The sequence below is a fragment of the Mixta mediterraneensis genome (assembly GCF_014946725.1).
GTDB classification, from domain to species: Bacteria; Pseudomonadota; Gammaproteobacteria; order Enterobacterales; family Enterobacteriaceae; genus Pantoea; species Pantoea mediterraneensis.
Map to the genome: position 1 here is coordinate 1 of NZ_JACFXY010000003.1, position 25304 is coordinate 25304.

The following is a 25304-nucleotide window of genomic DNA, read 5'->3' on the forward strand; positions in this document are numbered from 1 at the left end:
GTGTAAAACACTAATCTCCACTCTGGTCTCCAATGTCATCATTGGCAGTGCCTTAAAACTGCCATTTTTACCCTAGGTGGGTCAGATTTACATCGGCAGGTGGGCCAGTTTTACATCGGTAGCGACAATTATGGGCGGCGCATTTGGTTCAGCGGGCGAGCGTTGTATGGCGCTGCCAGTGGTCGTCGCGGTTGGCGATGATACGGCAGACAAGCTGATTGCACGTCTGACGCCGCTGGTGAAAGCGCTGCGCGTTGGCCCTGGCATCAACAAAGGCGCGGAAGAAAATGAGATGGGGCCGGTAGTTTCTGCGGCGCATCAGAAAAAAGTGCTTGGCTACATTGATAAAGGCGAGCAGGAAGGGGCGAAGCTGGTGGTTGATGGCCGAAATTTCCAGGTCGCAGGCCATGCAGAAGGATACTACGTTGGCGGTACACTCTTTGATAACGTGACGTCCGACATGGTGATCTGGCGTGAAGAAATCTTTGGACCGGTGCTGAGCATTATGCGTGCACCGGACTACGACAGCGCTTTAAAGCTGGTTAACAGCCACGAATTTGGCAATGGTAGCGCCATCTTTACCAGCAACGGTAACACCGCGCGTGAATTTGTACAGAACGTTGAAGCCGGTATGGTTGGCGTTAACGTACCGGTTCCGGTGCCCATGGCCTTCCACAGCTTCGGCGGCTGGAAGCGTTCAGTGTTCGGTGCGTTGAATGTGCATGGACCAGACGGTGTACGCTTCTATACCCGTATGAAAACTGCTACCGCCCGTTGGCTGAGTGGTCAGCAAACGGTGTCTGAATTCAGCATGCCGACGCTGGGTTAATTCACCAAAACAGGAGATTTGGGATGTCTTTACTTTCGAAAGCACAACAGCCGGACAGCCAGGGGCGTATTCAAAATATTACCCCGGAAAGTGCAGGCTGGCGTTATGCAGGCTTTGACGCCTATCTGCTGAAAAAGGGAGAAACCCTGCGTCTGAGCAGCGGTGATAAAGAACTTTGCCTGGTATTAATTGCGGGACTGGCATCGGTGAAAACCCGCCATGCTGAATTTCCCGGCATCGGCAAACGCATGTCACCGTTTGAGCGCGTTCCGCCCTATTCAGTCTATGTGCCTCATGACGACGACGTTGAAATAAAGGCTGACAGCGATTTGGAGCTGGCCGTCTGTATTGCGCCGGGTCAGGGAAATCTACCCGCTCGTCTGATTGCGCCAGAGGATGTTGGTGTTGAGAAGCGTGGTAAAGGCCGCAATAAGCGTTTGGTGCATAACATCCTGCCGGATGACAAACCGGCGGACAGCTTACTGGTGGTAGAAGTGTATACCGATGAGGGTGATACCAGCTCTTATCCCAGCCATAAGCACGATCAGGAAAACAGCGAAAACGAAACCTATCTGGAAGAGACTTATTACCACCGTTTCGATCCGGAGCCGGGTTTCGCCATGCAGCGTGTTTATACTGACGATCGCACGTTTGATGAATGCATGGCGCCGTACAATCGTGATGTGGTGACGGTGCCGCGTGGCTATCATCCGGTGGCGACCATTGCCGGTTATAACAACTATTACCTGAATGTGATGGCTGGTCCGGTACGTTTGTGGAAATTTACCTGGGAAAAAGATCACGCCTGGGTCAATAGCGATAATTATCCGCGCAGTCAATAAGTGCGCAAAGCAGGAAGCGCGTAAAACAGTAAGGGCAGCCACAATGGCTGCCCTTATTGCTGTTTAAAGGATTAGTTCGGATTAGACAGGCGATCGTAAAGACGCAAAAACGCTATTCCCGGCAGCTCGCTTTGCGCCGCTTGTGGTGCGGGACGCTGTATGTTTGTGTCCCCCGAACTTCAGGTTTGCCCACAGTCAGAAAGACAGCAAAATGGCTGCTCTTCGGGTGAATCATCTGGTTAATCGCTGGGAATTACTGGGTTTCCGCATTATTCAGGGCAAGCGAGACGGCCAGCGTCTGCGCCAGACACAAAGAGGCAACCTGAGAACGGAAGCCGTCTACCTGTGCTTCACGTACCACGAAGCAGACATCGCTGAAGGCTGCCAGTGGACTGACCTGGCTATCTGTAATGGCGATCTGTTGCGCACCACGTTTGGCCCCTAATTCGACCACCTCGACGGCTTCACGGGCGTAGGGCGAATAACTAATCGCAATGACCACATCTTTCGGATTCACCAGACTTAGCTGCTCGGTGAACATTCCACCAAGGCCATCAATCAGGAAGGCGCGGCGCTCCAGATGACGCAGGGCATAAACCAGATATGAGGCAACGCTGAACGAGCGGCGCAGTCCAATCACATAGATATTTTCTGCTTCGTTAAGCAGCTTTACCGCTTTATTTAACTGCTCCGGGTTCACCTGCATTGCCAGCTGTTGTAATGCCTGGCTGTTCACCATGGTGAACACATTAAGGATTTCTGCCGGGCTTTCCGGGGCGTTGGCGTTATCATCGGTCGAGGTCTGACGAAACAGACGCGCCCGCTCCGTATAGTTAACCGTTTCCTCCATCAGGTGCTGACGGAAAACCTGTTTCATTTCATTGAAACCGCTAAAGCCAAACGCGTTGGCAAAGCGAATAAGCGTTGATGGCGGGACATCGGCCTGTTGTGCAATAGAGGCCACAGTATCGAAAGCAATGCTGTTACTGTTATCAAGAATATAACGAGCGACCTGTTTTAGACGCTTGCTCAGCGTTTCATAGCGGCGACGAATATCGTCCTGTAGCAAGGAAAGTTGGGTTGGGTTATTGGTCATTATTTCTGCTCGTCTAATAAGAATAATGGCTGGATAATGAGCGTTATAGTACCAGATGGATGGAAAATTTCATTTGTTTGCGCTGAATGAGAGCTTTATTTCATGGGATTATGAAATGCCTCACAGAATGCAGGGGAGATGCCCAGCCAGAAAAGGCATCTCCAGTCTGTCAGCTTTCGGCTGTGAAAAACAGCGAGGGGAAATCATTCAGCTACTGTAGCTGGCCACCTCTTCTGTACCCGTTCTGCAAGAGAAATGCAGGTGTAAGCACGGCGCGTAGCCGTTAAATTCCGGCGTTATCGCGAATATATTTTCGCGCCTTAACTGCATACTCGAACGGATTAGCCAGTGCCGGATCTTGCTCGGCCTCAACCACCATCCAGCCTTTATAGCCGTAATCATCAAGGATTTTAAATACCGGTTTGAAATCAATCACACCGTCGCCCGGCACGGTAAAAGTGCCTTTTTTCACGCCATCCAGGAATGAAAGTTTGTTTTGGCGCACCTCTGCAACCACTTCATCACGCACATCTTTCAGGTGAACGTGGAAAATACGCGGCAGATATTTTTCCAGTACCGCCAGCATTTTTTCCTGCGAACCTTCCGAGTAGTAAATGTGCCCGGTGTCGTACAGCAGACCGACACGTTCATCAGTCAGCGCCATGAAGCGATCAATCTCTTCAATGGTCTGAATACCGGTGCCCATGTGATGATGCAGCGTAACGCGCATGCCTTTTTCAGCAGCAATCTGCGCCAGTTCGTTGTAGCCTTCCGCTGTCAGGTGCCACTCTTCATCGGTGAAGATCGGTTTTTGTTCCAGTACTGCCAGCGTGGTGCCTTGAATACTCTTGCTCTGTTCAGAACAGCCAATCACACGAGCGCCCATCGCATGCAGAAAGTTCATGTGGTTCACGAATTCGTCGATGGTTTTGGCTTTATCACCGTTAGCAAAAAAGGTGCTGAACCAGGCGTTGCAAATCTCAACGCCGCGAATATCCAGCATCGGCTTTAAAATTGCCGGATCGCGCGGATATTTGCTGCCAACTTCGCTACCGGTAAAACCGGCCAGCGCCATCTCACTGACCGTTTGCTGAAAGGTGTTTTCGCTGCCCAGATCCGGCATGTCGTCGTTGGTCCAGCCAATAGGGGCAATTGCCAGCTTCACGTTATCTTTGTTCATTTTTTTACTTCCTGTGATAAGGGCGGCCAGGCCGCCCACAATGAAACGATCAGATTATTTGTTATAGAACGTTGGGCGCGGCGGCATTTCTACCGGTTCGATCGCGCCACTGTTCTGCGCTTTCAGACAGGCATCGGCGGCAACGGAAGCGGCAAAACCATCCCAGGCTGAAGGCCCGGTTAATTCACCTGCTTTTACATCATTGATAAATGCCTGTAACTCAACGTCGTAGGCATCAATGAAACGATCTTTCCAGTCGACCAGAATCGCGTTCGATAATTTGGCCTCTTTGCGCATCTGCACCGATGACGGCTCTGGCAGCTTAGCGATCCCGGTTTCACCTACCACTTCACATTGAATGTCGTAGCCATAACTACAGTTAACAAAAATCTCTACATCAATGCGCACGCCTTTTTGCGTTTCAAACAGCACGACTTGTGGATCTTTTAGTCTGGCGTGTGACTTTGACGTCACACGTGGAAACACGACCTGTACGCTTTTATAGTCGTCATCGGTCAACCAACGCAGCACATCCAGCTCGTGGATCAGCGTGTTGGTGATGGCCATATCGGTGGTGTAGCTTTCTGGCACTGCCATATTGCGGTGCGCGCAGTGCAGCATCAGCGGCTCGCCAATTTCGCCGTCAGTAATGACTTTTTTCAGTGCGCGATAGCCTGAATCGTAAGGGCGCATAAAGCCAACCTGCACCAGACGTTTACCATGTTTGATTTCGGCATCCACCACGCTACGGCAGCCTTCCGCACTCATCGCCAGCGGCTTTTCGCAGAAAACCGGTTTGCCGGCAGCAATCGCAGCAAGCGTAAATTGTTCATGGGTGGGATCCCAGGAGGTCACCAGCACCGCCTCGACTTCCGGCGACTGAATCACCTGATAGCCATCCTGATAAACTTCCGCTTCAATGTTCAAACGTTGCAGCGCCGCGCGCGCTCCCTCGACATTGATGTCAGAAACGGCGACAACCTTAGCTCCCTGCAACACATTGTTGCAGCGACGAATGTGTTCCTGACCAATTGCACCTGTACCGATTACGCCAAGTTTCAAAGTCATAATTACACCTGTAGGGTTCATTCGGATAAGAAAAAAGGGGGCCGGAAGCCAGCCCTGAAATTAATACTTACGAGCCTGTTCCAGATGCGCGTTGAGGTCGTCAGCGACGCTTTGAGTCCGTTCTGAATCTGAGGTTTGTGCTACGCCTACGTGCCACCAACTGAAATATTTATGAATCATGGTTTTTGGCAAGACTTTAATGTCGATGAGCGTTGAAACGGTTTGTTCCTTTGCATCTTCCAGGGCTGCTTTCAGCTGATCCAGCGTCGTAACGCGATAGGTTTTGCAGCCGTAACCAGCGGCAATGGCGGCGAAATCTACCGGTACAAAGCCGCCATCCAGCTTGCCGCCTTCCGGGTTACGAAAACGGAATTCGGAGGTAAAGCTGTCCATGCCGTGTTCCATTTGCAGGTTGTTGATACAGCCATTCGTCATATTATCCAGCAGCACCACATTGATCTTGGCTCCCTCCTGAATGGAGGTAACCAGCTCGGAATGCAGCATCATGAAGGAGCCATCGCCAACCAGCGCATAAACCTCACGCTGCGGCTGCGCCAGCTTGACGCCCAGAGCCGCGTTGACTTCATACCCCATGCAGGAATAGCCATATTCGACGTGGTACGCGTTGTAGTCTTTGGTGCGCCACACACGTTGCAGATCGCCTGGCAAGCTACCCGCTGCTGCGACTATCACCGCATCCTTTGGGAGCTGCTCGTTTAAGGTGCCTAGCACGCTGCTTTGCGTCAGCAGGGATTGCGTCAAACGATTAAATTCCGCAAATACGGCTTCGCGATCGATATGGTCGGCTATTTCCGGGATAAAGCCTTCGCTGTATTCCACCTGATAAACACGCTGTGTCTCTTTCAACAGCTTGCTTTGCGCTTGCTCAACCTGACTGCCCCAGTCATTGCTGTAGATTTGTGAAGCCAGTGCGGCGTCTAAGGCGGTTAAGCCTTCACGCGCATCGGCTAACAGCTGCACGCCATCCAGCTTGTAGCTGTCAAAACTGCTGACATTGACGTTAAGAAAAGTGACGTCCGGATTCTGGAAAATCCATTTCGACGCTGTGGTGAAATCGGTATAGCGCGTGCCAATGCCAATCACTAAATCAGCTTCTTTTGCCAGCAGGTTGGCGGCCAGACAACCGGTTTCGCCGACACCACCCACGTTAAGCGGATGATCGGATATAAGGGTGCCTTTACCGGCCTGAGTTTCAGCGAACGGAATCTGATAACGTTCAGCAAACTGGCGCAACGCTTCACCTGCTTCGGAGTATTTCACGCCTCCGCCGCAAATAATCATCGGTTTGCGTTTACGCACAATCAGCGCCAGCGCATCTTCCAACTGCGCTGCGGTTGGTAAACGACGATCCAGACGGTGAACGCGTTTCTGAAAGAAATATTCGGGGTAATCCCAGGCTTCGCCCTGCACATCCTGCGGCAGCGAAATCGTTACCGCACCGGTTTCAGCAGGGTCGGTCAATACGCGCATCGCATTGATGCAGGCGGTCATAAGCTGTTCAGGACGGCTGACACGATCCCAGTATTTGCTGACAGCATGGAAGGCATCGTTGGTGCTAATGCTGAGATCGTGAGATTGCTCGATCTGCTGCAGCTCTGGATCCGGCTGACGGGTAGCGAACACGTCGCCCGGCAGCAGCAACAGTGGAATGCGGTTTGCGGTGGCGGTGGCAGCGGCGGTGATCATATTAGCCGCACCGGGTCCGACAGAAGACGTACAGGCAATAATCTGTCGACGCAGGGATTGTTTGGCAAAGCCGGTTGCGGCATGCGCCATGCCCTGTTCGTTACGGCCCTGATGCACCACCAGATCGCCACTGTCCTGCTCCAGCGCCTGTCCCAGGCCGAGAACGTTGCCATGTCCAAAAATCGCGAAAATGCCTTTTACGAATTTTGTTTCAACGCCATCAACGCTAATAAACTGATTATCAAGAAATTTAACCAGCGCCTGTGCAGTGGTCAGTCTGATCGTGCCCATATGCTCTTCCTTTACATGCTGGTGGTATCTGTCTTCCGGTACGCCGCGATAAGCGAAGGCATACTTTGGAGAAGGTGACCGGAATAATTGAAACGTGAGCCGATTATAAACAAATATATTTTTCATAAAATACGACTACAGAAGAAACATTTCATTTTGCGAGTGAGATCAAATTTACCGGGCTGGCAGGACGTTGGCGGATTTCTCACTAGTGTAAAGTGGAACGTGCGGAAGGCTTGTCAGTTATATGAAAAAATCCATTTCACTTTATCCGCTTCCGTTATTTAAAGGACTTTTCCTGCGATCTGTCTCACAACCCTGTAGTAGCAAGCTATAGCGTTGTTGACGGTTTATCCGGTTGATAGCTTCCAGAGTTTTACCTGGTTCACAAAAATGCGATGGATATTTCATTTCATATTGAAATTGAAATTTTCATTCCCCATACTTCAGTTATAACCAGTCAGACAACTTGAGATCCCGAAGCAAAGCGCGCGTCACCGGGCTTTTCGCCGACAGTGTTTGCTTATCACAGAAGGAAACCACAGGTATGAGTACACAGCAGAAGCGGCTTGATGTGATTTGTATTGGACGCATCGCCGTTGATTTTTATGGCCAACAAATTGGCGCACGGCTGGAGGATACCACCTCTTTCGCCAAATATCTCGGCGGTTCTTCGGGGAACGTGGCGTATGGCACCGCGATTCAGGGGCTGAAATCCGCCATGCTGGCACGCGTGGGTGATGAGCATAACGGTCGCTTCTTGCGTGAGGAACTGCAGCGCGTGGGCTGTAATACCGACGGATTGATCACGGATGAGAAACGTCTCACCGGTATGGTGATCCTGGGGATTAAAGATGAAGAGACCTTTCCGCTGATTTTCTACCGTGATAATTGCGCCGATATGGGGCTGGTGCCGGAAGACATCAACGAAGCGTTTATTACTTCTTCTCGTGCCGTGGCGGTGACCGGAACGCATCTGTCGCATCCGCAAACCCGTGAAGCGGTGCTGAAAGCGCTGGATATTGCAAAGCGCAACGGCCTGCGTACCGCGCTGGACATCGATTATCGCCCGGTTCTATGGGGGCTAACTTCACTGGGTGACGGTGAAACGCGTTTTATTGAGTCGGCTCAGGTCACCCAGCAGTTACAGGAAGTGGTGCACTATTTTGATCTGATCGTCGGCACTGAAGAAGAGTTTCATATCGCCGGTGGCAGCACTGACACGCTGACCGCCTTGAAAAATGTACGGCAGGCCAGCCAGGCCACTCTGGTCTGTAAGCGTGGCCCGATGGGTTGTGTTGTTTTTGAAGGAAACATCCCGGATAGCTGGAAAGAGACCAGACTGCATACGGGCGTGCGGGTAGAAGTCTTGAATGTGCTGGGAGCAGGCGATGCCTTTATGTCGGGTCTGCTGCGCGGCTGGCTGAACGATGAAGGCTGGGAGCAGGCTTGTCGTTATGCCAATGCCTGCGGCGCGTTAGTTGTTTCTCGCCACGGTTGCGCGCCAGCCATGCCGACCAAAGCCGAGCTGGATGACTTTCTCAGCCGTGATAACGATGTGAAACGGCCCGATCTTGACAGCCGTCTGAATCACCTACATCGCGTCACTACGCGTAAACAGCAATGGCCAGAACTGAATGTTTTTGCTTTTGATCACCGGAAGCAGCTGGCCGATATGGCGCGTGAGGCTGGCGTGGATGAGAGCAAAATTCCACAGCTGAAAGTGCTGTTGCTGCGAGCGGCAGAAGAGGCGGCACAGGAAGCGGGTCTGGAGAACAAAAGCGGCATTCTGGCAGACACCACTTATGGTCAGAAAGCGCTGAATGCTATCACCGGTAAAAACTGGTGGATTGGTCGCCCGATTGAGTTACCCAGCTCGCGACCACTGCGTCTGGAGCACGGTAACATCGGTTCGCAACTGATCGACTGGCCGGCTGAACACGTAGTGAAATGCCTGGCGTTTTATCATCCGCACGACAGCGCTGAACTGCGTAAAGAACAGGATGATCTGCTCCTTGACGTGTGGAGAGGCTGTAATAAGAGCGGACATGAACTGTTACTGGAAGTGATTCTGCCCGAGAGTAACCCGGACCACAAAGAGTCTTACTATCTGGATATGCTCAGCCATTTCTATAGCATGGGGATCCAGCCAGACTGGTGGAAACTGCCTCCGATGTCAGCAGAAACCTGGCAGGCAATCAGCGGCCTGATTGAACAGCAAGATCCGCATTGCCGTGGCATTCTGCTGCTGGGTCTGGATGCGCCGGAAGAGAAACTTAAAACCGGTTTTGCCGCCGCCGCACAAGCGCCGTGGGTGAAAGGTTTCGCAGTGGGCCGCACCATTTTTGGTCAGCCGTCACGTCAGTGGTTGCAAGGCGAGCTGGATGATCAGGCGCTCATTGATGTGGTGAAAGGCAACTACCTGCGTCTCATTGAATACTGGCGTGCTGCGCGCGGATAAAGCGTGATTCGGGCGCCGTTGCGCGTCCGAATCACAAAGCCGTTCGGGCGGGCCGTAACCCGCCTTACCTCATTTCAACGTAATACTTTTTACGATGGTATCGGCATCGCTCTGTGCCTGCTGCTGATTCTCACCCGGCAGCGTAATCTGCATCGTCACCAGTTTGCCGTCCACTTTCGCCAGAATCACTGACGACCAGGAGGTCTGGTTGTTTGCAGAAATCACCGTATCTAGTTGCTGCGCTGTCTGATCGTTCAGCGTAACGGATTTGTTTGATACCACCTGCAATTGTGGATCGCGGTTGCGTTGCTGCTGCTCCATGCGCTGCGAAAGCACATCCAGCCCGTCAGTGGTTGTGTCACCCGCAATCACGATAATCGCACGCGCGCCGCTTTCATCGGCATAGACATGCATGTTAGTGGTCTGATTGCCCAACTTACCACTCTTATCAGACATGCCTGGCGGCAGCGAGAAGCTCAGCTTACCGTCCATCAGCGTGACGGTTTGACTGGATTGACTGGCGCTCACACCATTGTCATTCGCCGCTTCGTCTTTTTTCTGATCGCAGGCGGCTAAGCCTAAAACCAGTAAACCAATCCCCGCATATTTCACTACGTTACGCATCAGAATCCCTTTTTAAATTCCCAGACAGGCGTTTATACAACAGGAATCAGGCTGCAAACGCAACCTGATGATTGTCAGAAGATCTTAGCGTGTTGTGGCAAAAGGCTCTATTTCCGTTTAGCCGAAACTAACCTGGCTGCTATTCATGCGCATAGTCAGGCGCTTAAGGGCGGCATTCAGCAGCACGCCATAAGCAGGGAGGAAGAACACCATGCAGATCAGCACCTTGAAGCTGTAATCCACCAGGGCGATCTCAACCCAATGCTGCGCCATAAACGGGTCGGGGCTTTTATAAAAAGCGATGAAAAAGAAGGCCAGCGTATCGCTGATATTACCGAGGAACATCGCGCAACCGGGGGCAATCCACCACTGCGGCAGGCGGCGCAGACGATTAAATACGTGAACATCCAGGATCTGACCGAGCGCGTAAGCCATAAAGCTGGCACAGGCGATGCGTGCCACGAACAGATTCATTGCTTCCAGTGAGGCCCAGCCTTGCCATTCACCCTGGTAGAACAGGCAGGAAACCGCATAAGAGATAAATAGCGATGGGATCATGACCGCCAGAATAATACGGCGTGCCAGGGGAGCGCCAAAAATGCGTACGGTTAAATCGGTAGCGAGAAAGATAAACGGAAAGCTAAAGGCGCCCCATGTGGTGTTAAAACCAAAAATGGAAACCGGTAGCTGTACCAGGTAATTACTGGAGGTGATCACCAGCAGATGAAACAGTGACAGCCAAAACAGCGCGTGCATACGCTGACGCGAAGAGAATGCGAGCATAGTAAGCCTTTTTAGTGTTGGGGTGAGGGAACCCATTGCAGGACAGTGATTAGCACTATCTTGCCGTTAAACAGATTGAAAAAACGGCGGCATCTTACCGTGTTGTACTATTTATGCAATGGTTAATTTTAACGCAATCGTTATCGCCTTGCGTCGGCTTACTGACACGCTAGAATAAGTGCCCCAAACCGGAAACGAGTCCACTATGAGCGATGTTTTTAACTCTGCCGATCATCAGCTTGATGCTTGCGGCCTGCGCTGTCCAGAGCCGGTGATGATGGTGCGTAAAACCGTGCGAAATTTGCAGGAGGGCGAAACGTTGCTGATTATCGCCGACGATCCCGCAACAACGCGGGATATACCCGGCTTTTGCCGTTTTATGGAGCATCGCCTGTTGGCGCAGCAAATCGAAACGCTGCCCTATCAATATCTGATTCAGAAAGGGCTGGGTGATTAACGGACAACCTGCCGCGATGAATGGGTTCAAAAGCGCGAACACAGCAGCGCATTCGTCGTCACCAGCGTAGTGGTGCCCGAACCTGTCAACTTCATCTATCGCTGGGCTATCGCATTTGCAGCTGCATCTGCGCGCGCGGAACGTCCTGAAGATATATCGCAGCTTCGCGCTGGAATACCTTCAGGCTGATGACGCCGCGCTGCGCATTTTTCTTCAGAAAAGCCACAATGAACGAACGATCATAAAATGACCGGCAAAATAGCAGGCCGCGATAATGGCGCTATCGGCGCTGAAACGGCGGCGATAATGAGTAATAAACCAGATAATATTCGCCAGCAGGAGCAGGTTGGCACCGACTACGATGGAGAAGCTGTAATCGGTTGGACGGAAGAAATATTGCTCGGCTGCCATCCAGGTCATTACCAGCGTCATGCCAATAAACGTACATATCGGCCAGCGCAACTCGGCCAGTTTGCTCCAGATAACCGCGATCACCACCACGCCAATAATCAGCAAGGCCAGCGGGATCGGCCAAAAGAAGCTCATCGTCATGTTAGCGGCAAAGCTTAAGGTATAAAGCAGATGTGAAAGAAAAAAGGCCCCCAGCGCATATAACATCTGCTGGCGCGGCAGCAGCGTCAGAGCGTCGCCAACCAATGTAGCAACCAGACCGGCGAGGATCAGATAGTCGGTTGTGTGAAGCGTTGGTGTTTGCCATGCCAGGCCAACCAACAGCAGTAGCGTAACCGGTTTAAACAGCCAGCGTTGCCATTGTGGACCACGATATGAAGCATCCACATACAGCCAGCCGGAGAAAAGTACCGCGAGGAAAGACCAGAGCATTGTTTCTCCCTTTTAACCAAAAATGGTGAATGTTCCCAAAATGTCGATCCCAGTTTAGGTTATGCCTCGACGATGTGACAATCAGGCAACTCTGGTTGTATGCTTGCCCGCGCAATGCATCCCTTACTCCCTGAAGAACGAGCGAAAATATGAGCAAACCACCGCTACTCTTTTTTATCGTCCTGGCCATTATCGCCATACTGGCGACCCGTCAGTTTATTAAGCAACGGCGTGAAGCCGCCGTGAATGATGCCTCGCCGATCCGTAGTTTAACGGTAGAAGTGAAAACCAAACGCGAGTTTCCGGCACCGAATCGTCGTTCACGCCAGCGTGAAGTCATCGCCGGTGAAGAGATGCGTTACGAAGCCTGGTTTCACCCACTAAATGGGGCAAGCGATATTAAAGTGCAGGTGAAGGAAAATGATTACCATCAAATGGATAAGGGATCGAAAGGCGAGCTAAAAATGCAGGGTTCACGTTTTGTGAGTTTTACACCCGTACCATAAAAAGCGGGCCTTCCGCCCGCCACTGATTATTTTCCCGGAAAATTTTTCTTTTGCCAGGCCACCAGTTCGAACACCCCAAACAGGAAAACTTTCGCCTGGGTTACCCGATCAATGGGTGGTGCATCTTTGGTTTGTGTCGCGCGCAGCAGCACCAGTTGCAGGCCGTGCATCATGATCATGAAAAACAGGGCGACATTAATAAAATAGGTCAGCGGTTTCGGATACGGGTGTACCACGTTGAACAGTAAAAATCCCCAAACGCACAGCATCAACAGGCGTCCCAAATTCAGTAACATTATACGTCTCCCTGTTGACGTTGATACAAACGGTAAGCCACCTGGCCTGCGATTTTCTCGCGATATACATTCCAGTTAGCGGGTACTGGCGGTGTGCCATTTTCCACTTCACTTTCAACGTAAATCAAGGCTTCATCGGTCAGCCAGTTGTTCTGCTCCAGCAACTGTAGCGTTTGCGCTAGCAAGCCCTGGCGAAACGGTGGATCAATAAATACGACATCGAACGGTTTACCCGGCTGTGCCAGCCAGCTAAGCGCGTTAGTGTGAATCACTTTGCCATTGTCGGCACGCAGGGTTTGCAGATTTTTTTCCAGCTGCTGCGCCACTGGCCGTTCCAGCTCCAGCAAGGTTGCCGAGCCAGCATAGCGCGATAGCGCTTCCAGACCCAACGCACCACTGCCAGCAAAACAGTCCAGACAGTTGGCTTGCTGAATCATGGGGGCCAGCCAGTTAAACAGCGTTTCGCGCACGCGATCGGTGGTGGGGCGCAGACCGGTGCTGTCCGGCACCGGCAATTTACGTCCGCGCCATTGGCCACCAATAATGCGGATTTGTCCGGCGCCGCCCGTATTGCGGGAGTTTTTAATCATTTTGCTCACAACTCGTCATAATTTGTTGCGTAGTTTAACGGGCGAAACGATGAGAAGAAACGTTAAAAAAGGGTGCTGTGGTGAGCTGGCTGGAAAGTGTTAGACTACGGAGTTGCTGATGTCATGCATAATTCTGCGGTTTTACGCCCGTCTGGCGCTTAATACCACAACTGATTTTACCCCTGGGAACAACACGCGACCAGGATAAAGCCATCGAGGAGTGTCGTCACACAATGGCAAAAGAGAAAAAACGTGGCTTTTTTTCCTGGCTAGGATTTGGCAAAGAGGAAGAAAAGCAACCCTCGGCGGAGACGCAAGAGCAGCCTGCCGAGCCGGAAGTACAGCAGCCGGAACATTTATCCCCGGCAATCAACAAGGCCGAAGCGGAAGCGGAAGAGACTGTCGTCATTACCGAAGCGGTGGCCGGACAGCAACGTGAAGCGGAAGGCGAGCCTGCGTCAGTTACGGCTGAACCTGATATTCTGGCGGTCCCTGAAGCGGTTAAAGCCGAGCCTGAAGTCGAACCTGAGCCTGAAATCGCTCCGACGAGCGGGGTTGACGCTGAAGAAGCCAACGTCGACGTGCCGTTCAGCGATAAAGAGCAGAAAGCGCTGGTGCTGGCAGAGGCGGAAATTATCGAAGAAGCAGACATCGCTGAGCCGGAAGATACGGTGAGCGATCTGCCGCTAGCAGCGGCACCGATAATCACGCACGAACAGGAACGACCGACCAAAGAGGGCTTTTTTGCGCGATTGAAGCGCAGCCTGGTTAAAACCCGTCAAAACCTGGGGTCTGGTTTTGTCAGCTTATTCCGCGGCAAGAAAATTGATGATGATCTGTTCGAAGAGCTTGAAGAGCAGCTGCTCATTGCGGATGTCGGTGTGGAAACCACGCGTCGCATCATCACTAATTTGACTCAGCAGGCGAACCGCAAACAGTTGCGCGATGCTGAGACTCTGTATGGTCTGCTGAAAACGGAAATGGCTAATATTCTGGAAAAAGTGGATGCGCCGCTGGACGTCACCGATAAGACTCCTTTCGTTATCCTGATGGTTGGCGTAAACGGCGTAGGTAAAACCACCACCATCGGTAAACTGGCTCGTCAATATCAGGCCGAAGGCAAATCAGTGATGCTGGCGGCGGGCGATACTTTCCGCGCTGCTGCCGTAGAGCAGTTGCAGGTTTGGGGCCAGTGCAACAATATTCCGGTTATTGCACAGCACACTGGCGCAGATTCCGCCTCGGTAATTTTTGACGCTATTCAGGCGGCTAAATCGCGCGGCTTTGATGTATTAATCGCTGATACCGCAGGCCGCCTGCAAAACAAATCGCACCTGATGGAAGAGCTGAAGAAAATTACTCGTGTGATGAAAAAACTGGATGATTCAGCGCCCCACGAGGTGATGCTGACGCTGGATGCCAGTACCGGACAGAACGCCGTAAGTCAGGCCAGACTGTTTAATGAAGCGGTAGGTTTAACCGGCATTGCGCTTACCAAGCTGGATGGCACTGCCAAAGGCGGCGTTATTTTCTCGGTAGCCGATCAGTTCGGTATTCCGATACGCTATATCGGTGTCGGGGAAGGCATCGAAGATTTACGGCCATTCAAGGCTGACGATTTTATTGAGGCACTGTTTGCCCGAGAGGACTAATTGGGATGATTCGCTTTGAAGAGGTCAGTAAGGCATATCTCGGTGGACGTCAGGCGTTGCAGGGCGTGGATTTCCATCTGCGCCCTGGCGAAATGTCGTTCCTGACCGGCCATTCTGGCGCCGGTAAAAGTACGTTATTGAAGCTGATATGCGGCATTGAGCGTCCGAGCGCGGGACAAATTTGGTTTAGCGGTCATGACATTTCCCGTCTGCGCAACAGCGAAGTTCCCTTTCTGCGTCGTCAGATCGGGATGATCTTCCAGGATCACCATCTGCTGATGGATCGGTCAGTTTATGAAAACGTCGCGATTCCGCTCATCATTTCAGGCGCCAGCGGCGAGGATATTCGGCGTCGCGTATCAGCAGCGCTGGATAAAGTGGGCTTACTTGATAAAGCAAAAAGCTTTCCTATCCAGCTTTCCGGTGGTGAACAACAGCGCGTTGGCATTGCGCGTGCAGTTGTCAACAAGCCTGCGGTATTACTGGCGGATGAGCCAACCGGTAACCTTGACGATGCGCTGTCGGAAGATATTCTGCGACTGTTCGAAGAGTTTAATCGCGTAGGCGTAACGGTGTTGATGGCAACGCACGACAGCGGCCTGATCGCGCGTCGTCAGTATCGCGTAATGACGCTGAATCAGGGACGCCTGCACGGAGGCCACGATGGTCAATAAACGCAATAAACGCCCAGCGGCGCCAAAAGCGAAGCAGCCTTCTAAAAGCAAAGCGCTGAAAGGCGGCTGGCAGGAACAATGGCGTTATGCTTTGCGCGGCACGCTGTCGGATATGTGGCGTCAGCCCCTGGCAACGCTGTTAACAGTCATGGTGATTGCGATTTCCCTGACTTTGCCAAGCGTCTGTTATATGGTCTGGAAAAACGTAAACCAGGCGGCAACGCAGTGGTATCCCGCGCCGCAACTGACGGTTTATTTTTCTAAGACGCTGGACGATAGCGCGGCGGAAAACGTCGTGGCCCAGCTCAAACAGCTTGATGGCGTAGATAACGTTAATTATCTGACCCGTGAAGAAGCGCTGAACGAATTCCGTAACTGGTCTGGTTTTGGCGGCGCAATGGACATGCTGGAGCAAAATCCGCTGCCTGCGGTGGCTATTATCACCCCGAAGCTTAACTTCCAAAATTCAGACACCATGCAAAATCTGCGTGATAGCATGTCAAAAGTGCAGGGGATTGATGAAGTTCGCATGGATGATAGCTGGTTTGCCCGGCTCGCGGCATTAACCGGATTAGTCGGCCAGATCGCCTCAATGATTGGTATCCTGATGATCATCGCGGTGTTTCTTGTAATTGGTAACAGCGTGCGTCTCAGCATTTTTGCCCGGCGCGACACCATTAATGTGCAGAAACTGATTGGCGCAACCGACGGCTTTATCCTGCGACCTTTCTTATATGGCGGCGCGTTATTGGGTTTTAGCGGGGCGGTATTGTCACTGATTTTGTCGGAAGTGTTGGTATTGCGGCTGCAAACGGTCGTCGCCCACGTTGCTGCCGTATTTGGTACGACTTTCTCATTGAAAGGCTTTTCATGGGATGAAGCGCTACTGTTATTGCTGATTGCCACCATTATTGGCTGGATCGCGGCCTGGCTGGCAACAGTACAACATTTACGTCGTTTTACGCCCCAGTAAACGCCTGCAACATTTTTTTGTTATAATGATCCTCTGCTGTCGAAAGCGGAAAGCAGAGGATCCTTCTGCCGCTTCCTTTCTGATTATCTGTGTGTAAAATATGCACCGATAATATTGAACTTGTGGATAACTTTGACGTCCAATAAGTAGCACAGATTGCTTTCGGATTTCCGACGACGTTGACATACTGTAACGTCTGCGCAAGAAACTGTGCAGCAATTCCACTTATTTTGTGAGGGTTTGAATGACCAAAGAAATGCAAACTTTAGCTATTGCTCCTCTTGGTAACCTGGAGTCATACATTCGGGCTGCCAATGTCTGGCCGATGCTGTCGGCAGAAGAGGAAAAAGCGTTGGCTGAACGGCTGCATTACCAGGGCGATCTGGATGCAGCTAAGACGCTGATCCTGTCTCACCTACGCTTTGTAGTTCATATCGCTCGTAATTACTCCGGTTACGGCTTACCGCAGGCTGACCTGATTCAGGAAGGTAACATCGGCTTGATGAAAGCGGTGCGTCGCTTCAATCCTGAAGTAGGTGTACGTTTGGTGTCGTTTGCTGTGCACTGGATTAAAGCCGAGATTCATGAATACGTGCTGCGTAACTGGCGTATCGTGAAAGTCGCTACCACTAAAGCACAGCGCAAGCTGTTCTTTAATCTGCGTAAAACCAAGCAGCATCTGGGCTGGTTTAACCAGGATGAAGTTGAAATGGTCGCGCGTGAACTGGGCGTGAGCAGTAAAGATGTGCGTGAAATGGAATCGCGTATGGCTGCACAGGATATGACCTTTGATATGTCTGCCGATGATGAAAGCGGTGAAGGCAAATCCATGGCACCGGTGCTGTATCTGCAAGATAAAACCTCTGACTTTGCTGATGGCATTGAAGAGGACAACTGGGATTCGCATGCAGCCGATAAGCTGAGCTACGCGATGGAAGGTCTTGATGAGCGCAGCCAGCATATTATCCGTGCGCGTTGGCTGGACGAAGACAACAAAACCACCCTGCAGGAATTAGCCGATCAATACGGCGTGTCGGCAGAACGTGTCCGACAGCTTGAAAAGAACGCCATGAAAAAACTGCGTATGGCGATCGAAGCATAAAGATGAAGGGCGACAAAATGTCGCCCTTTTTGTTGCCTGTGATTTACTTTATCCAACCGTCGGATTGTGCCCTGAATCCACATGCCTGCATAAACGCTGCCCGCACCGACTGATCGTCGCTGCCGTCATCCACTATCCACCAGTCTGCCAGCGACCCGTTCTGCGACATGGTTTCTTCCAGTAAATATTTGCCTACCCCACGTCGCCGTGTTGCCTCCCGCACTTCAAGGTGATGCACTTTTCCATGAGTTCCAGAAATTTCAAGTTGCAGCGCCGCCAGCAATCGATCATTAAAGCGTGCCGCATAAAGACGCAAGGTTTCGCTCAGCGCCTGCTCTAATTGTTCGATATTTTGATTCGGCCAGATTTTGGCTAAATCAATGCGGTCCTGCGGCGTGAACGCCGTTAAACGCAGGATGGTGAGTTTCATAACCAACACCTGTACTCGTTAAAAGAGGAAAGTGTAGCGAAATTATACCGTCAGGGCGATGACAGTTTTTTCTGCATAAAACAGGTCAATAACTGGCCTTAACGCCAGAATGATAGTTATAAACAGGCATGGCTGATAAATAAACCAGCATAACGCGCTGGAAAAACGGTGGAAAACTGGCCATTGCATCCAGTTTATTATGCTGCTTAACCCTCCCTTTTCTGAATGTGTCAGTTGATTTAAAGAAGAAAATTCCTGTTTAATAAGCTGAAAAATAAAGCCTTATTAATTATAAATGCCAAAAAGCGCTGCTAACTCATTATTACTAAATCAGTTTTCACGCTTATCTGGCAGAAAATAAAGCCAGTCACAACAAACACGACACAACAGATGGGGAAGTTCGGATGAAAATGAAAGGTCGCGCATTATTAGCGGGATGTGTTGCGTTGGCAATGAGCCACGCGGCGCTGGCAAAAGATATTAAAGTGGCCATTGTGGGTGCGATGTCGGGCCCGGTTGCACAATATGGCGACATGCAGTTTGCCGGCGCAACGCAGGCGATTGAGGACATCAACGCCAAAGGCGGCATTAACGGCGACAAACTGGTCGCCGTAAAATATGACGATGCCTGTGACCCGAAGCAAGCGGTCGCCGTTGCCAACAAAGTGATAAACGACGGTATCCGCTACGTAATCGGTCATCTTTGCTCCTCTTCCACCCAGCCTGCGTCTGATATTTATGAGGACGAAGGCGTACTGATGATCACCCCAGCCGCAACGGCGCCAGACTTAACCTCGCGTGGCTACCAACTGATTATGCGCACTACCGGCCTCGATTCAGATCAGGGTCCCACCGCCGCTAAATACGTGTTGAGCGAAATCAAACCTCAGCGCATCGCTATCGTGCATGACAAGCAGCAATATGGTGAAGGGTTGGCGCGTTCTGTCCAGGACAGCCTGAAGAAAGCCGGAGCCAATATCGTGATGTTTGAAGGCATCACTGCGGGCGATAAAGATTTTTCTACGCTGGTGGCTCGCCTGAAAAAAGATACCGTCGATTTCGTCTACTTCGGCGGTTATTACCCAGAGATGGGCCAGATCGTACGACAGGCGCGTGCAGCAGGGCTGAAAACGCAGTTTATGGGGCCAGAAGGTGTGGGCAACGCCTCACTGTCTAATATTGCCGGCGCAGCCTCCGAAGGTATGCTGGTAACCCTGCCGAAGCGCTACGACCAGGTTCCAACCAACAAGCCTGTCGTTGATGCATTGAAAGCGAAGAAACTGGACCCAACCGGCCCCTTTGTCTGGACTACCTATGCGGCGCTGCAATCGCTGGCGACCGGTATGGAACGCAGCAAGAGCGCCGAACCTGAAGACATCGTGAAGAATCTGAAAGAGGGCGCTGCTGTGCCAACGGTAATGGGCAACCTGAGCTGGGACGAGAAAGGTGATCTGAAAGGCTTCGAATTTGGCGTATTCAAGTGGCATGCTGACGGGACTTCGACCGCAGTAAAATAAGTTCAGAGGGCGGCTGTACGGCCGCCCTTATCAAACCGGCTTTTCTTTTGGTGAAGCTTTCCAGGATTCGCGGTAACGGATTCAGTTCACGGACGTTTTTTTAAGGTACATTCTATGTCCGAGCAGTTCCTCTATTTCCTTCAGCAGCTATTTAACGGTGTTACCCTCGGTAGCACTTACGCGCTGATTGCTATCGGCTACACCATGGTTTACGGCATCATTGGCATGATTAACTTCGCTCACGGCGAGGTTTATATGATCGGTAGCTATGTCTCCTTTATCGCTATTGCTGCCCTGATGATGATGGGCATTGATACCACATGGCTGATGATCGCCGTCGGTTTTGTGATGGCGGTGATTATTTCCAGCGCTTATGGCTGGAGCATTGAGCGCGTGGCGTATAAGCCGGTGCGTTCCTCAAAGCGACTGATTGCGCTGATCTCTGCCATCGGCATGTCGATCTTCCTGCAAAACTACGTCAGTCTGACCCAGGGGTCGCGCGACCTCGCGCTGCCAGGCCTGGTAACCGGACAGTGGACGCTGGGTGAAGGCAACGGCTTTGCTGCCACGCTCTCCGCAATGCAGATTGTGATCTGGTTGGTCACCTTCCTCGCGATGCTGGCGTTAACGCTGTTCATCCGTTATTCGCGCATGGGGCGCGCCTGTCGCGCCTGTGCTGAAGACCTGAAAATGGCCAGCCTGCTGGGAATTAATACCGACCGTGTGATTTCGCTGACATTCATTATTGGGGCGGCGATGGCGGCGGTAGCGGGCGTGCTGCTCGGTCAGTTTTATGGCGTGATTAATCCATTTATCGGATTTATGGCCGGAATGAAAGCCTTTACCGCCGCGGTGTTAGGCGGCATTGGCAGCATTCCCGGCGCGATGATTGGTGGGCTGGGGCTCGGCATCGCCGAAGCGCTGACCTCCGCTTATCTCAGCACGGAATATAAAGACGTGGTCTCCTTTGCGCTATTGATTGTGGTGCTGCTGGTTATGCCAACCGGGATTCTGGGCCGCCCGGAGGTTGAAAAAGTATGAAGAACGCCCTGGTTAATGCGCTTATCTCTGCGCTGATGATGCTGGTTCTGGCAACCTTTTTTATGGGGCTGCGCCTGAATCTGGACGGCACCCGCCTGGTGGTACAGAACGCCGGAAGCGTGCGTTGGGAATGGATTGTCGTTGCCTGCGTGGTGGTGTTTATATTCCAGCTGCTGCGTCCGGTGTGGCAAAGCGGTATGAAAAAAGTGTCGTTGCCTGCGCTGGTGTTGCCGGGTATTGACGGTTCCACACTGAAGCAAAAACTGGTGATGGCGGCGATCATTCTGGCTGCGGTTGCCTGGCCGTTTTTGGTCTCGCGCGGCACTGTCGATATTGCCACCATGACACTAATCTATGTGATGCTCGGCCTGGGTCTGAACGTGGTGGTTGGCCTTTCTGGCCTGCTGGTGCTGGGTTATGGTGGTTTTTATGCCATTGGCGCTTATACCTTTGCGCTGCTTAATCACTATTATGGTCTCGGTTTTTGGCAGTGTCTGCCGCTGGCAGGCATGGTTGCCGCGCTGTTTGGTTTGCTGCTCGGCTTTCCGGTGCTGCGTCTGCGTGGAGATTATCTGGCGATTGTGACGCTTGGTTTTGGTGAAATTGTCCGCATCCTGCTACTCAATAATACGGAGATAACCGGCGGCCCGAATGGCATCAGCCAAATCCCGAAACCGACGCTTTTCGGCCTGGAATTCAACCGCAGCCCACACGATGGCGGCTGGGATACTTTCCACCATTTCTTTGGCCTTAAATACGATCCCAGTGACCGGATTATTTTCCTTTATCTGGTGGCGCTGTTGCTGGTAGTGCTGACGCTCTTCGTCATCAATCGTCTGCTGCGTATGCCACTGGGTCGGGCCTGGGAAGCGCTGCGCGAAGATGAAATTGCCTGCCGCTCGCTGGGCTTAAGCCCCACGCGCATCAAACTGACCGCTTTTACTATCAGCGCTGCCTTTGCCGGTTTCGCGGGTAGCCTGTTTGCCGCGCGTCAGGGCTTTGTCAGCCCGGAATCTTTTACTTTCGTCGAATCGGCCTTTGTGCTGGCGATTGTGGTATTGGGCGGAATGGGATCACAGTTTGCGGTCATTCTTGCCGCCATCCTGCTGGTGGTCTCGCGTGAACTCATGCGCGATCTCAATGAATACAGCATGCTGGTACTGGGTGGATTGATGGTGCTGATGATGGTTTGGCGTCCACAAGGTTTGCTGCCGATGAAACGCCCTCACCTGAAGCTAAAACCAGGTAAACAAGGAGAGCAGGCATGAGTCAGCCTTTATTAGCGGTTGAGGGCCTGATGATGCGCTTCGGCGGCTTGTTAGCCGTAAATAACGTAGCGCTGGCGCTGCATCCGCAAGAAATTGTTTCACTGATTGGACCGAATGGTGCGGGCAAAACCACAGTGTTCAACTGCCTGACCGGCTTTTACAAACCGACCGGTGGTAGTATCAGGCTGCGCGATCAGCATCTGGAGGGGTTGTCGGGCCAGAAGATTGCGCGCATGGGCATTGTGCGCACTTTCCAGCATGTGCGGCTGTTTCGGGAAATGACGGTGATTGAAAACCTGCTGGTGGCGCAGCATCAGCATCTGAAAAGCGGCGTGTTTTCCGGGCTGTTAAAAACGCCGGCCTTTCGCCGCAGCGAAAGTGAAGCACTGGATCGCGCGGCCATCTGGCTGGAGCGCGTGGGGCTGCTTGAACTGGCGAACCGCCAGGCAGGAAATCTTGCGTATGGTCAGCAGCGTCGTCTGGAAATCGCACGCTGCATGGTGACGCGCCCGGAGATTTTAATGCTGGACGAACCGGCGGCGGGCCTGAATCCAAAAGAAACCCATGAGCTGGACGAATTAATTGCCGAATTGCGTGGCGAACATAAGGTGACAGTATTGTTGATTGAGCACGATATGAAGTTGGTCATGGGGATCTCCGACCGTATTTATGTGGTGAACCAGGGGACGCCTTTAGCTAACGGCACGCCGGAAGAAATTCGACATAACCCGGACGTGATCCGAGCCTATTTAGGAGAGGCGTAAGATGGCCAACCCGATGTTAACCATTGAAAATGTCAGCGCACATTATGGCAAAATCCAGGCGCTGCATAACGTCAGCCTTTATATTCATCAGGGTGAAATCGTCACGCTCATTGGGGCGAACGGCGCGGGTAAAACCACCTTGCTGGGAACGCTTTGCGGCGAACCGCGCGCTACCCAGGGGGCAATAACCTTTGACGGCAAAACCATCACTGACTGGCAAACCGCACGTATTATGCGTGAAGCGATAGCGATTGTGCCGGAAGGCCGCCGCGTCTTTACACGCATGACGGTAGAAGAGAACCTGGCAATGGGAGGATTCTTTGCCAGCCGCCAGCAATATCAGGAACGCATCAGACGCGTCTGTGAGCTGTTCCCGCGTCTGGATGAGCGCAAGGCACAGCGCGCAGGCACCATGTCCGGGGGTGAGCAGCAGATGCTGGCGATTGGGCGCGCCTTGATGAGTCAGCCGCGCCTGTTATTGCTGGATGAGCCATCGCTGGGTCTGGCCCCCATTATTATTCAGCAAATTTTCGACACCATTGAGCAGCTACGCAGCGAAGGGATGACGATTTTCCTTGTTGAGCAGAATGCTAACCAGGCGCTGAAACTGGCCGATCGCGGCTACGTACTGGAAAATGGCCGCGTAGTGCTGGAAGATAGCGGCGATGCGTTGCTGGCTAATGAGGCCGTGCGCAGCGCTTATCTCGGCACCTGATCTGGCTGGTCAGATTGCGGTTGGCCAGGGTTCGCCATCCTCTCGTACGCATGTACGCTTCGGTGGCTGTGCGCTGTCCATCTGCAATCTGCTTGTGCCGCCGCAGGTCGCTGCGATGGCTATCCGTCATCTTCTGTTTAAGTGCTGAAATCCTGCTGTAACTTTCCTGTCATTCATCTGTTATTTATCCGTCATTTTCCCGTGTCATGTTACTTCGCGAACAGAAAGGCGTGATTTCATGCGTACCTACCTGCACAGGAAAATAATATGTCCGTGTTTACTTTTCGTCGTAGCACTGATGAGTGCGGTGCTGGGCCTGATGCTCAGTGGTCATGCGCTCGCCGCCACTGAAATTCCTTTCTGGCATTCAATGGAAGGTGAATTAGGCAAAGAAGTTGACTCTCTGGCGCAACGTTTTAACCAGACTCACCCCGATTATAAAATTGTGCCAACCTACAAAGGTAACTACGAGCAGAGCCTGGCCGCAGGTATTGCAGCGGTACGTACCGGTAAAGCACCGGCCATTTTGCAGGTGTACGAAGTGGGTACTGCGACCATGATGGCATCGAAAGCCATTGTGCCAGTGCATCAGATTTTTCAGGACGCGGGAATCGCGTTTGATGAAAAGCAGTTTGTTCCCACCGTTTCCGGTTATTACAGTGACGCAAACGGCCATCTGATTTCACAACCGTTTAACAGCTCTACGCCAGTGCTGTACTACAACAAAGACGCCTTCAAAAAAGCGGGACTGGACCCTGACCACCCGCCAAAAACCTGGCAGGAACTGGCGAAAGATGCCGATGCTTTGCATCAGGCGGGCATCAGTTGCGGCTACGCCAGTGGATGGCAGGGCTGGATTCAAATTGAAAACTTTAGTGCGTGGCACGCACTGCCCGTCGCCACCAAAAACAATGGATTCGATGGCACCGATGCGGTACTGGAATTCAATAAGCCGGTTCAGGTTCGCCACATTCAGATGCTGGAAGCGATGAACAAAAAAGGTGATTTCACCTATTTTGGACGAAAAGATGAATCTACCGCCAAATTCTATAATGGCGATTGCGCTATCACCACGGCGTCATCCGGTTCACTTGCCGATATTCGTCACTACGCAAAATTCAACTTCGGCGTGGGGATGATGCCGTATGACGACACCGTACCTGACGCGCCGCAAAACGCCATCATCGGGGGGGCCAGTCTGTGGGTGATGAAGGGTAAAGATGCCAATACCTACAAAGGGGTCGCGGAGTTCATGAAGTTCCTGGCGCAGCCGGAAATCGCCGCAGAATGGCATCAAAAAACCGGTTATCTGCCCGTGACTACCGCCGCGTATGAGCTGAGCAAGAAGCAGGGCTTCTATGATAAAAATCCCGGCGCGGATATTGCTACCCGCCAGATGCTGAACAAGCCACCGTTGCCGTTCACCAGAGGTATGCGTCTGGGCAATATGCCGCAAATTCGCACCCTCATTGACGAAGAACTGGAAGGGGTCTGGACCGGCAAACAGTCGCCGCAAAGCGCACTGGATAATGCCGTGCAGCGCGGTAATGCGTTGCTGCGTCGCTTTGAGCAACAGGTTAAGTAATTACTTTCAG

23 protein-coding genes and 2 pseudogenes are annotated in these 25304 nt (G+C 52.1%); 15 read left to right on the forward strand and 10 right to left on the reverse strand.

What is annotated here, in order from left to right:
* Positions 1–115 precede the first annotated feature (115 nt).
* Both H2P46_RS06530 and iolB read left to right on the forward strand, forming a co-directional pair.
* Positions 116–829: pseudogene (locus tag H2P46_RS06530) on the forward strand (aldehyde dehydrogenase family protein); the annotation flags it as partial.
* Between the two features lie 23 nt (positions 830–852).
* Complete coding sequence (gene iolB / locus H2P46_RS06535; RefSeq protein ID WP_193404379.1) at positions 853–1671, forward strand: 5-deoxy-glucuronate isomerase; 819 nt, start codon at positions 853–855, stop codon at positions 1669–1671.
* A gap of 253 nt (positions 1672–1924) precedes the next feature.
* On the opposite strand, the gene H2P46_RS06540 is transcribed toward iolB, so the two are convergent.
* From H2P46_RS06540 to iolD, 4 genes are all read right to left on the reverse strand, one after another.
* A complete protein-coding gene (locus H2P46_RS06540) occupies positions 1925–2767 on the reverse strand; it encodes a MurR/RpiR family transcriptional regulator (RefSeq protein WP_193404380.1) in 843 nt (280 codons plus the stop codon).
* Positions 2768–3050: 283 nt separating this feature from the next.
* Positions 3051–3947 carry a myo-inosose-2 dehydratase gene (gene iolE / locus H2P46_RS06545; protein WP_193404381.1) on the reverse strand — a complete coding sequence of 299 codons (897 nt, stop codon included), beginning with the start codon at positions 3945–3947 and terminating at the stop codon, positions 3051–3053.
* A 54-nt stretch (positions 3948–4001) separates the two neighbouring features.
* Positions 4002–5015 (reverse strand): bifunctional inositol 2-dehydrogenase/D-chiro-inositol 1-dehydrogenase, encoded by a 1014-nt coding sequence (iolG, locus tag H2P46_RS06550; protein WP_193404382.1) that lies wholly within the window; start codon positions 5013–5015, stop codon positions 4002–4004.
* A 60-nt stretch (positions 5016–5075) separates the two neighbouring features.
* Positions 5076–7013: a 3D-(3,5/4)-trihydroxycyclohexane-1,2-dione acylhydrolase (decyclizing) gene (gene iolD / locus H2P46_RS06555; RefSeq protein ID WP_193404383.1), complete on the reverse strand. Its 1938-nt coding sequence runs from the start codon at positions 7011–7013 to the stop codon at positions 5076–5078.
* Between the two features lie 547 nt (positions 7014–7560).
* On the opposite strand from iolD, the gene H2P46_RS06560 reads away from it, so the two are divergent.
* Positions 7561–9474, forward strand: coding sequence for a bifunctional 5-dehydro-2-deoxygluconokinase/5-dehydro-2-deoxyphosphogluconate aldolase (locus tag H2P46_RS06560; RefSeq protein WP_193404384.1), 1914 nt, complete (start codon positions 7561–7563; stop codon positions 9472–9474).
* 69 nt (positions 9475–9543) lie between these two features.
* Here H2P46_RS06560 and H2P46_RS06565 read toward each other — a convergent pair whose 3' ends face one another.
* Positions 9544–10098: a DcrB family lipoprotein gene (locus H2P46_RS06565; RefSeq protein ID WP_193404385.1), complete on the reverse strand. Its 555-nt coding sequence runs from the start codon at positions 10096–10098 to the stop codon at positions 9544–9546.
* 117 nt (positions 10099–10215) lie between these two features.
* On the reverse strand, positions 10216–10881 hold the full coding sequence (locus tag H2P46_RS06570; protein WP_193404386.1) for a 7-cyano-7-deazaguanine/7-aminomethyl-7-deazaguanine transporter: 666 nt from the start codon (positions 10879–10881) through the stop codon (positions 10216–10218).
* Positions 10882–11086: 205 nt separating this feature from the next.
* On the opposite strand from H2P46_RS06570, the gene tusA reads away from it, so the two are divergent.
* A complete protein-coding gene (gene tusA / locus H2P46_RS06575; RefSeq protein WP_193404387.1) occupies positions 11087–11338 on the forward strand; it encodes a sulfurtransferase TusA in 252 nt (83 codons plus the stop codon).
* A 213-nt stretch (positions 11339–11551) separates the two neighbouring features.
* On the opposite strand, the gene H2P46_RS06580 is transcribed toward tusA, so the two are convergent.
* Entirely contained in the window at positions 11552–12181 is a 630-nt protein-coding gene (locus tag H2P46_RS06580) for a lysoplasmalogenase (protein WP_193404388.1), read from the reverse strand.
* A 149-nt stretch (positions 12182–12330) separates the two neighbouring features.
* On the opposite strand from H2P46_RS06580, the gene H2P46_RS06585 reads away from it, so the two are divergent.
* Positions 12331–12687 carry a DUF2500 domain-containing protein gene (locus tag H2P46_RS06585; protein ID WP_193404389.1) on the forward strand — a complete coding sequence of 119 codons (357 nt, stop codon included), beginning with the start codon at positions 12331–12333 and terminating at the stop codon, positions 12685–12687.
* 26 nt (positions 12688–12713) lie between these two features.
* Here the strand turns inward: H2P46_RS06585 and H2P46_RS06590 are convergent, their stop codons facing one another.
* Both H2P46_RS06590 and rsmD read right to left on the reverse strand, forming a co-directional pair.
* Entirely contained in the window at positions 12714–12983 is a 270-nt protein-coding gene (locus tag H2P46_RS06590) for a DUF1145 family protein (protein ID WP_193404390.1), read from the reverse strand.
* Positions 12983–13573 carry a 16S rRNA (guanine(966)-N(2))-methyltransferase gene (rsmD, locus tag H2P46_RS06595; protein ID WP_193404391.1) on the reverse strand — a complete coding sequence of 197 codons (591 nt, stop codon included), beginning with the start codon at positions 13571–13573 and terminating at the stop codon, positions 12983–12985. The genes H2P46_RS06590 and rsmD overlap by 1 nt, the downstream gene beginning before the upstream one ends.
* Before the next feature lie 233 nt (positions 13574–13806).
* Between rsmD and ftsY the strand changes: the two genes are divergently transcribed.
* The 4 genes from ftsY (at position 13807) to rpoH (ending at position 17974) form a co-directional block, all read left to right on the forward strand.
* On the forward strand, positions 13807–15225 hold the full coding sequence (gene ftsY / locus H2P46_RS06600; protein ID WP_193404392.1) for a signal recognition particle-docking protein FtsY: 1419 nt from the start codon (positions 13807–13809) through the stop codon (positions 15223–15225).
* A 5-nt stretch (positions 15226–15230) separates the two neighbouring features.
* A complete protein-coding gene (gene ftsE, locus H2P46_RS06605) occupies positions 15231–15899 on the forward strand; it encodes a cell division ATP-binding protein FtsE (protein WP_193404393.1) in 669 nt (222 codons plus the stop codon).
* The gene (ftsX, locus tag H2P46_RS06610) at positions 15889–16872 is read left to right on the forward strand and encodes a permease-like cell division protein FtsX (RefSeq protein WP_193404394.1); all 984 of its coding nucleotides are present in this window, start codon (positions 15889–15891) and stop codon (positions 16870–16872) included. The genes ftsE and ftsX overlap by 11 nt, the downstream gene beginning before the upstream one ends.
* 244 nt (positions 16873–17116) lie before the next feature.
* The gene (gene rpoH / locus H2P46_RS06615) at positions 17117–17974 is read left to right on the forward strand and encodes an RNA polymerase sigma factor RpoH (RefSeq protein WP_193404395.1); all 858 of its coding nucleotides are present in this window, start codon (positions 17117–17119) and stop codon (positions 17972–17974) included.
* Positions 17975–18017: 43 nt separating this feature from the next.
* Here rpoH and panM read toward each other — a convergent pair whose 3' ends face one another.
* Positions 18018–18404: an aspartate 1-decarboxylase autocleavage activator PanM gene (gene panM / locus H2P46_RS06620; protein WP_193404396.1), complete on the reverse strand. Its 387-nt coding sequence runs from the start codon at positions 18402–18404 to the stop codon at positions 18018–18020.
* 404 nt (positions 18405–18808) lie between these two features.
* Here panM and H2P46_RS06625 point away from each other — a divergent pair, with 404 nt between their 5' ends.
* The 6 genes and pseudogenes from H2P46_RS06625 to ugpB all read left to right on the forward strand — a co-directional run bounded on the left by H2P46_RS06625 (position 18809) and on the right by ugpB (position 25294).
* Positions 18809–19921 (forward strand): branched-chain amino acid ABC transporter substrate-binding protein, encoded by a 1113-nt coding sequence (locus tag H2P46_RS06625; protein WP_193404397.1) that lies wholly within the window; start codon positions 18809–18811, stop codon positions 19919–19921.
* A 114-nt stretch (positions 19922–20035) separates the two neighbouring features.
* Entirely contained in the window at positions 20036–20962 is a 927-nt protein-coding gene (gene livH, locus H2P46_RS06630) for a high-affinity branched-chain amino acid ABC transporter permease LivH (RefSeq protein ID WP_193404398.1), read from the forward strand.
* Positions 20959–22230, forward strand: a complete 1272-nt coding sequence (locus H2P46_RS06635; RefSeq protein WP_193404399.1) for a high-affinity branched-chain amino acid ABC transporter permease LivM — start codon at positions 20959–20961, stop codon at positions 22228–22230. The genes livH and H2P46_RS06635 overlap by 4 nt, the downstream gene beginning before the upstream one ends.
* On the forward strand, positions 22227–22994 hold the full coding sequence (gene livG / locus H2P46_RS06640; RefSeq protein WP_193404400.1) for a high-affinity branched-chain amino acid ABC transporter ATP-binding protein LivG: 768 nt from the start codon (positions 22227–22229) through the stop codon (positions 22992–22994). Before H2P46_RS06635 ends, livG begins: the two co-directional genes overlap by 4 nt.
* Position 22995: 1 nt before the next feature.
* On the forward strand, positions 22996–23709 hold the full coding sequence (livF, locus tag H2P46_RS06645) for a high-affinity branched-chain amino acid ABC transporter ATP-binding protein LivF (RefSeq protein ID WP_193404401.1): 714 nt from the start codon (positions 22996–22998) through the stop codon (positions 23707–23709).
* A 267-nt stretch (positions 23710–23976) separates the two neighbouring features.
* Positions 23977–25294: pseudogene (gene ugpB / locus H2P46_RS06650) on the forward strand (sn-glycerol-3-phosphate ABC transporter substrate-binding protein UgpB).
* Positions 25295–25304 lie beyond the last annotated feature (10 nt).